Origin of the sequence: Mesorhizobium sp. M7A.F.Ca.AU.002.02.1.1 (assembly GCF_003998535.1) — a bacterium.
Taxonomy (GTDB): Bacteria; Pseudomonadota; Alphaproteobacteria; order Rhizobiales; family Rhizobiaceae; genus Mesorhizobium; species Mesorhizobium ciceri.
This window is the reverse complement of record NZ_RZPB01000121.1, coordinates 1-11,566: the sequence shown is the minus strand read 5'-3', so window position 1 is coordinate 11,566 and position 11,566 is coordinate 1. Positions and strand designations below refer to the sequence as shown.

Genomic DNA, 11,566 nt, shown 5'->3' with positions numbered 1-11,566 from the left:
CGTCCAGCTCTTCGGGGACTGGAAACACGTTCGTCGCGTCGATGATCGTCTTGCCTTCCCAGCTTGGCAGCGCCTTCGCGACATCCGGGTGCGATTCAAAGCGGACAGCCAAAAAGATGATGTCCGCCTTGACGGCGTCCGCCAGTGTTTTCGGGATGATCGTGGGTCCGATCGCGGCCGCGTCGGATGCAAAGCTTTCCGGGTCGCGCGTGGTTGCCACGGACACTTCGAGGCCCTTGCGGGCAAATGCCTTGGCAAGAGCCTGGCCGATCTTGCCGAAGCCGATAATTGCGTAGCTCATGTATACTCTCCTTCAGTTTACCAGGCCCTGCGGGCTCGGGATATCGAATGGAATGAACGGCGGGGCGTAGCGGGTCAGATTTGCGCCAAGCCCCCGTCGACGGCGACCTCGCTGGCAGTCATGAAGCTGCTGTCGGGCGACGCGAGAAACGCAGCCGCCGCCCCGATCTCCGCTGGATCGGCCATACGCTGAAGCGGATTCATCGAGGCGAAGACCTTCAAGCCCTCCTCGCCTATCGCTGCCTTCGCGAGTTCGGTCGCCGTCGGCCCGGGCGACAGCACGTTTACCCGGATGCCGGTGCCTTTCAAGTCTTCCGCCCAGGTCCGCGCGAGGTTGCGCACGGCCGCCTTGCTCGCGCTATAGACGCTGAATGCGGGCGCGCCCGTGGTGCCGGCGCTCGATCCGGTCAGGATAATCGAACCGCCCTCGCCCATCAGCGGCAGCGCCTTCTGGACCGTGAAGATCGTACCCTTCACATTGGTGTTGAAGGTCTCGTCAATGTGCCCGGCGGTGAGCTTGCCGAGCGGAAGCAGGCTTCCCACCCCGGCGTTGGCGAAGATGATGTCGAGGGCTCCGCGCTCGGCCTTCACCGCCGCGTAGAGCCGATCGAGGTCGGCCTCATCCGAGACCGAGCCCTTCACCGCGCGGGCATTGGGCCCGAGCTCGGCCACAGCGGCGTCTAGCGCTTCCTGCCGGCGGCCGAAGATGAAGACGAAGGCGCCCTCCTCGATGAAGCGCTTTGCAGCGGCGAGGCCGATGCCGGTGGCACCACCCGTTATAACCGCAACCTTACCATCCAGTTTTCCCATGACTTAATCCTTCCAGGCTCTGTCTTTGGTCGTTCGGGGACGCCCCGAGAACCTCTAGATGGGCCCGCCGGGGTCGCGCGGTGAGTGCGGAAGCGCGCACATCGGTGGTGCAGAATCGATCCGCTTTCAGGATTGACGCCAGCCCGCGACGATCCGTGTCCGCCGTTCGGAATAGCGTCGCCCTTGTCGACACAAGCCACGATATCCCGCCCCTACTGCTGTAGGATGTGTTAGATACGGGCTTTGGAAGGCGCACCGCGCGGTGCCGGATTGCACCATGATCGACTGGGATGACGTTCGCTACTTTCTAGCCGTCGCACGCGGAGGCTCGGTGCGGGCTGCCGGCGCGCAGCTCGGGGTGAATCACTCGACCGTGCTGCGACGCATCGCACAGCTTGAGGAACGCCTCGGGGCGCAAATGTTCGAAAAGCGGCCTTCGGGCTACCGCCTGACCGCTGCGGGCGAGGAGGTCCTCGAGCTCGCGAACCAGATGGAAGCGTCGTCGCACCAGCTGGAGACGCGCGTCTTCGGGCGCGACCAGAGCGTACGCGGACTTCTGCGGGTGACGCTGGCACCGCCCCTCGCGACGCACCTGCTCATGCCGGACTTCGCCGATTTCGCGCACCTGCATCCAGACATCGAGATGGAAATCTTGTCGTCCGGCGAGCTGGCAAATCTGACCAACCGAGAGGCCGACGTGGCGATCCGCGTCGTCTACGACCGCAAAAACCTGCCGCTCAATCTTCACGGACTGAAGGGAGCGGAGGTGTTTGGCGGCGTCTACATGTCCCGCGATCGCCTGGCCGCGTGGCGTGCGGGCGCACCTGATCCCATCCGGTGGATCGTCATAAGCGTTCATGGAATTCCAGAGTGGGCCAGCGCGGGTGAGGTTGGCACCACGGGAGTTCCATTCAGGATCACGGACGCCGAGGCGCAGATCGTTGCCGTACGGCAAGGTCTCGGGATCACGACACTGCCGTGCTTCGTCGGAGATGCCGACCCCCTGCTGGTGAGGGTGCCGGGCACCGACCTGCACCTGTACGGAACGCTCTGGCTTCTCACGCATGGGGAGACACGCAAGACGAAGCGCGTGCGGCTCTTCACTGAGTTCGTATCCCGCAGGCTCGCCGCCTACGCTCCGCTTCTCGCGGGACTGTCCACATCGCGCGACTGACGCCCGGCGGGTCGCCCGCGACGCTTGCAGTGGATAGGTGCCTGCAAGCGGACAGCGGCATCTATTGCGGTTGCAAATGCTCGGCCATGAAGTCGATGCACGCCTCAGTCTGGGCCTGATCTGTCGACCGGCCGGCCAGAAAACGTTGAACTAATCGGTCCCTGGGGGGCATGGGCGGTGGAGGAATGGGCGGCGGCGGCACAGGAGGTTTCGGAACGGATGCCTTCTCCGAAGATCCCTCTGCTTCACGGCGCGTGACCAGTCGCTGATCTGACCTCAGGCCGCCTCACCCGACCGGTGCTCGGCAATCGCACTCAGAAAAACCTGGCCGAATTCCTTGAGCTTTGCCGCCCCAACCCCATTCACTTCGGCGAAGGCGTCGAGGTCGTGCGGGCGGCGCTCGGCCATGTCGATCAGCGTACGATCCGAGAACACCACATAGGCCGGCACCTGGCGCTCCTTGGCGAGCCGCAGGCGCAAGGATTTGAGCGCGGCCAGTAGCCCGGTGTCCACAGCCGACTGCCCGAGATCCTGCCCCGAGCGCATCTTGCCGCGCAAGGCGCGGCTGCGTACCTCGACACGATAATGGAACGGCACCTCGCCACGGCCAAGCGCATGACCCTTTTCGGCGATGGCGAGGCCGCCATGGCCGGCCGGATCCGGCATCAGGAACCCGCCGGCGACGAGTTGCCGGATCAGCGATAGCCAGAAATCCTTCTTGTGCGCCAGACCACTGCCGAAACTCGTGAGCCTCTGGTGGTTCCTGGCAAGCACCTTCTCGGTTTCATGGCCGAGCAGGATGTCGATGACATGACCGGCACCGAAACGCTCACCGCTCTGGGCGATCGCCGTCAGGATGATCCGAGCCTCGGCTCCGCCATCGGCGCGCGGTGCCTGGTCGAGGCAGGTGTCGCAATTGCCGCAGGGCTGCGCTTCCTCGCCGAAATAGCCGAGCAGCACCTGGCGGCGGCACTGCGCCGTCTCGCAATAGCCTATCAGCGTGTCGAGCCGGCCATGCGAGCGCCTCTTGTGCTCGGGCGGCGCATCCTCGTCGTCGATGAACAACCTGCGCATGCGGATATCGCCCAGGCCGAACAGCATATGCGCCTCGGCGTCCCGCCCATCGCGGCCGGCGCGGCCTATCTCCTGGTAGTAGGCCTCCAGGCTGCCCGGCATGTCGGTGTGGAAGACATAGGCGACGTCAGGCTTGTCGATGCCCATGCCGAAGGCGATGGTCGCCACCATGACGACGCCGGACAAGGTCATGAAGCTGTTCTGGTTGGCGTCACGCGCCTCCTTGCTCATGCCGGCGTGATAAGCGAGCGCGGTGACGCCGTTCTTCTCGAGGAAGGCCGCCATCTCCTCCGTCTTCTTGCGCGACAGGCAATAGACGATGCCGCTGCGGCCGGGATGGCGCTCGACGAAGCGCAGCAATTGGCGCTTGCTGTCCTGCTTGGCCTCGATGGCAAGCTTGATGTTCGGCCGGTCGAAGCCCAGCACCAGGGTCTCGACGCGCTCGGCAAACAGCCGGGATTCGATGTCGGTGCGCGTGCCTTCGTCCGCCGTTGCCGTCAGCGCGATGATCGGCACGCTGGGAAAGATGCCGCGCAGACGCGACAGGTCCTCGTATTCGCGCCGGAATGCCGGCCCCCATTGCGAGATACAATGCGCCTCGTCGACGGCGATCAGGCTGATATCGAGCCTGGCCAGCGCCTCGAGCATGCGCTCGGTCATCAACCGCTCCGGCGCGAGATAGAGCAGGCGCGTCTGGCCCGAGGCGACGCGACGCCATGCGGCAATATTGGCATCGCGGTCGATCGAGGAATTGATCGTATCGGCGGCCACGCCGGCAAGCCGCAAGGCGGCGACCTGATCCTGCATCAGCGCCACCAGCGGCGAAACGACAATGGTGAGCCCGCCCAGGACAAGCGCCGGCACCTGGTAGCAGAGCGATTTGCCGGCACCAGTCGGCATGACAGCCAGCACATGACGCCCGGCCAGCAACGCGTCCATGACATCGGCCTGCCCGGGGCGAAAATCATCGAAGCCGAACACGTCCTTCAGCACGCGCCGCTTGGGATCCAGCTCTTCTGTCGCGAGGGCCGCCGGTGCCTGCATCACCGCGCGTCCACGGTCGGCGTGCTTATTGGCATGTCATAGCCGAACTCGGCGCAGAAACGCTGGACGCGGGCGAGAAATGCCGGGGGCAGGCCGCCGAGATAGGTCCTGAATTCTTCATTCCGTTCCCATTTTCTCAACGAAGCCACCCGGATCGGATTGTCCGGGTCCTCGCTGAAACGAATGCGCGGTGTCAGTCCGAATGACTGCGCGATTCTGTCCTGCTGCGCATCGGGCGCGCCGATCATGTCTTCGTAGCGGACGAAAAGGATCTGCCGGTGCGGTTGTGCCTTCTTCAGCCGGATCAGCGCGTCGTATTCGGTCAGCCAGCGTTGCGGCGTGACGTGGAACCGACGCTGGTTGCGTGTTTGCGGATGCGAACTTGTCAGCGTGTCGAATGGATGGCGCGCGCAATAGATCAAGCCGATGGAGGTCGGTAGCTTCGCCAGATGCGCAAAACCGCGCGCATCGCGCTTGACGACGAGGTTCGATTCCGGCCGGTCCAACATGTCCAGCATTGCGTATCGCGCTTCGGGCGGATGGACGAAAATGTCCTCGAAACACCTCATCAGCCGCTGTGTCAGCGTCGTCCCGCTGCGTGCGCAGCCCGAAATGAAAATTCTGTTGGCGGGCGTCGCGCGTGCATATGTGCGTCTTTGCATGCGCTGTCTCAGAGACAGCGGCACGAACCGCAGAAACTCCCGCACAACCCTTCGCGCAGCCGCTCCAAACGCAGCCTCAAGCCTGTGAGCGCCCTTCATCCGCAATTCCGCTGGGCCGCGCGGCGCGGAACGCGCCGCTTGGGGTCCATGGCCAAGATGCTCGTCGCCGACATCAGCATCAGGCGGACACCGGGCTGGAATTTCGTAGACTGGAGAGGATGTGGAAACCGGTCAAGACGACTCTCTGGCGTGACGCTTTGGAGTAGCGCAGCCGTCATCCAACCACAACGCCCCCTTTGCAGGAACCTGTCGTTGATGCGGCCATCGGCGCCTGCCAGCCGGATGCCGTGCACATCCGAAAGCGGCTTCCCCTAGGACACCTGCACCCCCGCTGGATTCCGCCACGCACCACGATGTAAGCTCCGTCCGGCAAGCCAGGGAGGGCGTGATGCTGCAGACCAGACAGAATGTTCTCGGCGAGCGGTTCCACCTGCAGCGCGCCGCCTTCGAGGCGCAGCCTTTCCCCAACTTTGACGTTCGCAAGGATCGCCTCAAACGCCTGCTCGCGCTGACCGAGCGGCATGAAGCCGACATCTGCACCGCCATCGACACCGACTTTGGCGGCCGTTCCGCGCATGAGACGCGTCTTGCGGAACTGTTCGTCGTACGTGCCGGCATCCGCCACGCGCTGTCGCACCTCAGGGGCTGGATGCGCGAACGCCGCGTTGCCACCACCATGCCGTTCCTGCCCGGCAGAAATCGCCTCATCCCGCAGCCGCTCGGTGTCATCGGCATCGTGTCGCCCTGGAATTATCCTTTCCAGCTCGCCGTCGCGCCGGTCATCGCGGCACTCGCGGCCGGCAATCACGTGCTCATAAAACCTTCCGAATTGACGCCGGCTTTTTCGGCGTTGCTGGCCAAACTTGTTGCCGAGCATTTCGCACCCGATGAGCTCAGCGTCATCAGCGGCGACGCGGAGATGGGAAAGGCCTTCGTATCGATGCCTTTCGATCATTTGCTGTTCACCGGCTCGACCGCGGTCGGACGCCAGGTCGCGATCGCCGCGGCCGCCAACCTGACCCCGGTCACGCTCGAACTCGGCGGCAAGTCGCCGGCAATCTTCGATCCGTCATGCGACCTCGACGCGGCAGTATCGAGCATTGCCTACGGCAAGCTGTTGAATGCCGGGCAGACCTGTATCGCGCCGGATTACCTTCTGGTGCCGAAGGGGCAAGCAGGCACGGTCGCTGCCAGGCTCGCAACGGCGATCGCTAAGCTCTACCCGACTCTACGCGACAACCCCGACTATACCGCCATCATCAGCGATCGGCACCACCAGCGCCTGCGCGACATGGTCACTGAAGCGCGTGACGCCGGCGCCGATGTCACCGAAATCAACCCGGCCGGCGAGGAACTTGACGCCAATAGCGGGAAGTTGCTGCCGACCCTGGTCCGCAATGCCGGCGCAAACCTGCGGCTGATGCGCGAAGAGATCTTTGGGCCGGTGCTGCCCATCGTAGAATACACCGGGATCGACGAGGCGATCGCCCATGTGAACGGGGCCGACCGCCCGCTGGCACTCTACTGGTTCGGCCGCGACAGCGGCAACCGTCAACGCATCCTGCGCGAGACAATTGCCGGCGGCGTCACCGTCAACGACTGCATGCTGCATCTGGTACAGGAAAACCAGCCCTTCGGCGGCGTCGGCGCCAGCGGCATGGGCGCCTATCACGGCGAATGGGGATTTCGCACCTTCAGCAAGGAGAAACGGGTTTTCATGCAGTCGCGGCTGAGCGCGGGAAGCCTGCTGCGCCCGCCCTACGGCAAGACGTTCGAACGGCTTTTCAGCCTCCTGCGGCACATCACCTGACCGACCGAGCTACGCAGCCCCGGTGCATTAAGACTATCTTCACCACGGTGCGGCAGGGTCCTCATCCTGCGGTGATGTCTTGAGTACCGCGGCGCCACAAGCGCCCAGGCAACAGACCCGCGCCTCTTTCTGGGGTGCGGGTCATTCCCGCTCGATCTCTTACCCCTCGTTAGAGCAATTCCAGGAAAAGTGTGAAGCGGTTTTCCGTCTAGAATTGCGTCAAAACAAAGAGTTAGAGCAGCTCGCCGTTTCCGTGAAACGGTGAAATGCTCTAGCCGAGGAAATCGGCCCGGTGCGGCGCAAAGCTGTCGACCAGCCGCCCCGCTTCGAGCGCCTTGACCCCGTGCACCAGGCCCGACGGCACGATGAAACTCCCGCCCGTCCCAACGATCTCGCTCCGGCCGTCGATGGTCACCTCGAAGCGGCCCTCGGCGACGTAACTTGCCTGGACGTGCGGGTGCGAATGCAGGGCGCCGACGCCACCCTTGTCGAAGCCGAATTCGACCAGCATCAACTCGTCAGTGTGCAGGAGAATGCGGCGCCTGTTGCCGTCCGGTGTCGCCGTCCAGGCGCCCTCGCCGGCATGCGCGAAGATCTTTGCGGTCATCGTCGTCTCCTCAGAGCAATTCCAGGAAAAGTGTGAAACGGTTTCCGTTCGGAATTGCGTCAAAACCTAGCGTGCCAGCCAGCCACCATCCACCGGCACCACCGCGCCATGCATGTAGTTCGACGCCGGCGCCAGCAGGAAGACGGCGGCATCGCCAATGTCGCCCGCCTCGCCCCAGCGGCCGGCCGGGATGCGCGCCAGGATAGCGGCGCTGCGGTCGGGATCGGCGCGCAGCGCCTGCGTGTTGTTGGTTTCGATATAGCCTGGCGCGACAGCGTTGACGTTGATGCCTTTTTGCGCCCATTCGCAGGCAAGCAGCCGGGTGATGCCGAGCACGCCATGCTTCGAGGCGGTGTAGGACGCCACGCGAATGCCGCCCTGAAAGCTCAGCACGGAGGCAATGTTGACGATCTTGCCTTTCCGCTCAGCGGCCAAGGCACGCCTGGCAAAGCTTTGGCAGAGCAAAAAAACCGTCTTCAGATTGACGTCCATGACGTCGTCCCAATCGGCCTCGCTGAGATCGACGGCATCGGCGCGCCGGATGATGCCGGCATTGTTGACCAGCCCGTCGAGCGGGCCGCTTTCGTCCCAGACGCGGTCGAGCAAGGGGCCGGCGGCTGACGTGTCGGCAAGATCGGCGCTCACCGCCTCGAATTGCCCGCCCATCGTTGCGATCTTTCTGGCCGTATCGTCCATCGACGAGCGACCGACGCCGATCACCGTGCCGCCGGCGCGTGCGATCGATACGGCGATGCCCTGGCCGATGCCGGTGTTGGCGCCGGTGACCAGGATACGTTTTCCGGCAAGGCTGAAGGGGTCGCTCACCGCAGATCGCCCAACGCCACCGGGTCGACATCGGTGTAGTCGACATTGTCGCCGGCCATCGCCCAGATGAACGCATAATTGGAAGTGCCGGCGCCGGAGTGGATCGACCAACCCGGCGACAGCACGGCCTCTTCGTTGGCCATGACGATATGGCGCGTTTCGTCCGGCTCGCCCATGAAGTGGAAGACGCGCGCCGTCTCGGCCAGGTCGAAATAGAGATAGGCCTCCATGCGCCGGTCATGCACATGGCAAGGCATGGTGTTCCAGATAGAGCCCGGCGCCAGCTGGGTCATGCCGACCACCAGCTGGCAGGTCTTTGCGCCATCGGCATGGATGAACTGGAAGATCGAACGCTCGTTGCAGGCATCCTTGCTGCCGAGATCGAGGCGCTTGGCGTCACTGAGGCGGATCAGCCGGCTGGGATGAGCCAGATGCGCCGGCGCACTGAGCAGATAGAACTTCGCCGGCGCCCCCTCATCCGCTGAGGCGAAGGACACATCCTGTGTGCCCATGCCGAGATAGAGCATGTCGCGCGCCTGCAATTCATGAGGTTGGCCGCCGGTCGTGATGACGCCCACGCCACCGATGTTGACGGCGATCAACTCGCGCCGGTCGAGGAAACCTTTGGTGCCGGTCGGCTTGATCGCCTCCAGTTGGAGCGGCGAGCCTATCGGCACGGCGCCGCCGACGATCATGCGGTCGTAGTGGGTGTAGGTCAGGCTGATGCGGCCGGACTGGAACAGGCCGTCAATGTGGAAATTGTGACGGAGTTCATCGGTTCCCATCGCCGCGGCGGCAACCGGGTCTATGGCAAAGCGGGATGTGTAATCGGTATGGCTCTGGCTCATTTTCGTCCTGACTTGAAATGGGTCATTCGCCGGCGGCGGCCCTGACCGAACTGGCATAGAAAGCCTGCCGCGCATGCAGGCGTTCGCGGTAGCGCTGCTGGCTGGCTGTGAGGTGCGCGCGCATTGCCTCGCGCGCCGCTTCGGCATCGCCCGATGTGATCGCATTGAGGATCACCAGATGTTCGCGCTGCAGCCCGCGCTGGTAGTTGTCGGATTGCGCCAGTTCGGTCGACCAGGGCGAGGTCACGTCGCACGGAATGGCGCGCCGGCCGAGCACGTCGAGCATCTCGACATAGAACGGGTTGTTGGTCGCGCTGGCGATGGCGCGGTGGAAGGCGAGGTCGGCCGGGCCGGTCGGCTCGCTGGCAAGCAGCAGCCGCTCGAATTCGAAGAAGGCTTCCTGGATCGCCGCCTCCTGCGCGGCGTTGCGGCGAATAGCGGCGATCCCGGCCGACTCGATCTCGATTGCCAAGCGTACCTCGAGCACGTTGAGCGCGATCGAATCCTTGGCTCCCATGTCGGCGGCAAGCGCTCCGAACATCGTCGAGATATGCTCGGTGACGAAGACGCCGGCGCCTTGACGCGACTCGACCAGGCCGTCGGCGGCAAGCTTGGCCAGCGCCTCGCGGATGACGGTGCGGCTGACGCCGAAGGTCTCGGTCAGCTGGCCCTCGGTCGGCAATTTGTGGCCAGGCAGGATTTCGCCCGCCTGCAGCTGCTTGCGGATCGCCGCAACGACGGTCTCCGACAGCTTGGGTTTTCTCTCGACCCTGAGATCGGCGGATGCAGCGGACACGTGATGGTCTCCTAAAGCAATTCCAGGAAAAATGTGAAACGGTTTCCGTCCGGAATTGCGTCAAAACAAAGGGTTAGAGCAGTTCGCCGTTCCCGTGAACTGCTCTAGTGGAACAGGTGCGGCAACCACAACGAAATTTCCGGCACGTAGGTGACAAGCATCAACACAGCGAAAGCCGCCCCATAGAATGGCCAGATCGAACGCATCGCCGTCCAGATCGGGATCCGGCCGATCGCACAGCTGACGAACAGCACTGCCCCCACCGGCGGTGTGCACAAGCCGATGCCGAGATTGAGAATGAGGATCACGCCGAAATGCACCGGATCGACGCCGTAGGCCATGACCACCGGCAGGAAGATCGGCGTGGTGATGATGATCAGCGGCGACATGTCCATGAACGTGCCGAGGATGAGAAGCACGACGTTGATCAACAGCAAGATGACCAGCTTGTTGTCGGATACGGACTGCAGGAAGGCGACCAGAGCGGCCGGCACCCGGAGATAGGCCAGCAGCCAGCCAAAGGCGGCGGCGCAGCCGATGATCATCAGCACCATTGCGGTTGTGCGCACGGCAGCGGTGGTCGCGGTGACGAAGTCGTTCCAGCTCATGGAGCGATAGATCAGCAGGGTCACCAGGAAAGCATAGACGATGGCGATGCAGGAGCTTTCGGTGGCGGTGAAGACGCCGGAGCGAACGCCGCCGAAGATGATGCCGATCAGGATCAGCCCGGGAATTGCGGCAACGAGCAATTGCAGCGCCCTGCCGAAGCCGGCGAACGGCTCGGTCGGATAGGCGCGGCGGCTGGCGACCCAATAGGCCGTGACCATCAGAGATAGCGCCAGCAGCAGGCCCGGTATGATGCCGGCGGTGAACAGATCAGCGATCGAGATCCGGCCGCCGGCCGAAATCGAATAGATGATCATGTTGTGCGAAGGCGGTATCAGCAGCGCAATGATGGCGCCGACCGAAGTGATGTTGACAGCATAATCGACGCCGTAGCCGCGCGCCTTCATCTGCGGGATCATCAGCCCGCCGACCGCCGAGGCATCGGCCACCGCCGAGCCGGAAATGCCGCCGAACATGGTCGAGGCGGCGATGTTGACCTGGCCGAGCCCGCCTCTCAGGTGGCCGACCAACGCCCCGGCGAGCGCAACAAGGCGAGCGGCAATGCCGCCGCGCACCATCAGGTCACCGGCGAAGATGAAGAACGGGATGGCCATCAGCGAAAACACGCTGACACCGGAGTTGAGGCGCTGGAACACCACCAGCGGCGGCAGCCCCAGCACCAGAACCGTGGCGAAGCTGGCGACACCGAGGCAGAAGGCGATCGGTGTGCCGATGATCAGAAGAAAGACGAAGGTGCCGAACAGAACCGTCAATGCCATCTAGAGACCCTCCTCGCCCGTGGCGTACTGATCGGCATCGACCGGCAGTCCGGCAAACCGCCCGGCAAGCCGCTCGAGCGAAAACAGGCAGACAAGCGCGCCGCCCAGGATGACCGGCAGGAAACTGACGCCGCCCGGGAAAGCGAGAGACGGCATCACCGTGTTCCATGT

Annotated in this window: 11 protein-coding genes; 2 read left to right on the top strand and 9 right to left on the bottom strand. The window is 63.9% G+C overall.

Annotated features, from left to right (window positions below; genetic code table 11):
- Both EN879_RS10500 and EN879_RS10495 read right to left on the bottom strand, forming a co-directional pair.
- Window positions 1–301, bottom strand: a 301-nt coding sequence (locus EN879_RS10500) for an NAD(P)-binding domain-containing protein (RefSeq protein ID WP_164774372.1), incomplete at its 3' end; no start/stop codon positions are given.
- 74 nt (window positions 302–375) lie between these two features.
- A complete protein-coding gene (locus EN879_RS10495) occupies window positions 376–1,110 on the bottom strand; it encodes an SDR family oxidoreductase (protein ID WP_063169443.1) in 735 nt (244 codons plus the stop codon).
- Window positions 1,111–1,387: 277 nt separating this feature from the next.
- On the opposite strand from EN879_RS10495, the gene EN879_RS10490 reads away from it, so the two are divergent.
- Complete coding sequence (locus EN879_RS10490) at window positions 1,388–2,284, top strand: LysR family transcriptional regulator (protein ID WP_063169444.1); 897 nt, start codon at window positions 1,388–1,390, stop codon at window positions 2,282–2,284.
- Window positions 2,285–2,560: 276 nt separating this feature from the next.
- Here the strand turns inward: EN879_RS10490 and recQ are convergent, their stop codons facing one another.
- Complete coding sequence (gene recQ / locus EN879_RS10485) at window positions 2,561–4,402, bottom strand: DNA helicase RecQ (RefSeq protein ID WP_063169445.1); 1,842 nt, start codon at window positions 4,400–4,402, stop codon at window positions 2,561–2,563.
- A complete protein-coding gene (locus EN879_RS10480; protein WP_244514242.1) occupies window positions 4,402–5,064 on the bottom strand; it encodes a sulfotransferase in 663 nt (220 codons plus the stop codon). Before EN879_RS10480 ends, recQ begins: the two co-directional genes overlap by 1 nt.
- A 448-nt stretch (window positions 5,065–5,512) precedes the next feature.
- On the opposite strand from EN879_RS10480, the gene EN879_RS10475 reads away from it, so the two are divergent.
- Window positions 5,513–6,934 (top strand): coniferyl aldehyde dehydrogenase, encoded by a 1,422-nt coding sequence (locus tag EN879_RS10475; RefSeq protein WP_063169446.1) that lies wholly within the window; start codon window positions 5,513–5,515, stop codon window positions 6,932–6,934.
- Between the two features lie 271 nt (window positions 6,935–7,205).
- Here the strand turns inward: EN879_RS10475 and EN879_RS10470 are convergent, their stop codons facing one another.
- The 5 genes from EN879_RS10470 to EN879_RS10450 all read right to left on the bottom strand — a co-directional run bounded on the left by EN879_RS10470 (window position 7,206) and on the right by EN879_RS10450 (window position 11,395).
- Window positions 7,206–7,541 carry a cupin domain-containing protein gene (locus EN879_RS10470; protein ID WP_063169447.1) on the bottom strand — a complete coding sequence of 112 codons (336 nt, stop codon included), beginning with the start codon at window positions 7,539–7,541 and terminating at the stop codon, window positions 7,206–7,208.
- Between the two features lie 66 nt (window positions 7,542–7,607).
- Window positions 7,608–8,366: a 2-dehydro-3-deoxy-D-gluconate 5-dehydrogenase KduD gene (gene kduD / locus EN879_RS10465; RefSeq protein WP_063169448.1), complete on the bottom strand. Its 759-nt coding sequence runs from the start codon at window positions 8,364–8,366 to the stop codon at window positions 7,608–7,610.
- Window positions 8,363–9,214, bottom strand: a complete 852-nt coding sequence (gene kduI / locus EN879_RS10460) for a 5-dehydro-4-deoxy-D-glucuronate isomerase (RefSeq protein WP_063169449.1) — start codon at window positions 9,212–9,214, stop codon at window positions 8,363–8,365. Before kduI ends, kduD begins: the two co-directional genes overlap by 4 nt.
- 22 nt (window positions 9,215–9,236) lie before the next feature.
- The gene (locus EN879_RS10455) at window positions 9,237–10,010 is read right to left on the bottom strand and encodes a FadR/GntR family transcriptional regulator (RefSeq protein WP_063169450.1); all 774 of its coding nucleotides are present in this window, start codon (window positions 10,008–10,010) and stop codon (window positions 9,237–9,239) included.
- A 104-nt stretch (window positions 10,011–10,114) separates the two neighbouring features.
- Entirely contained in the window at window positions 10,115–11,395 is a 1,281-nt protein-coding gene (locus EN879_RS10450; protein WP_013529044.1) for a TRAP transporter large permease, read from the bottom strand.
- Between the last annotated feature and the right edge of the window lie 171 nt (window positions 11,396–11,566).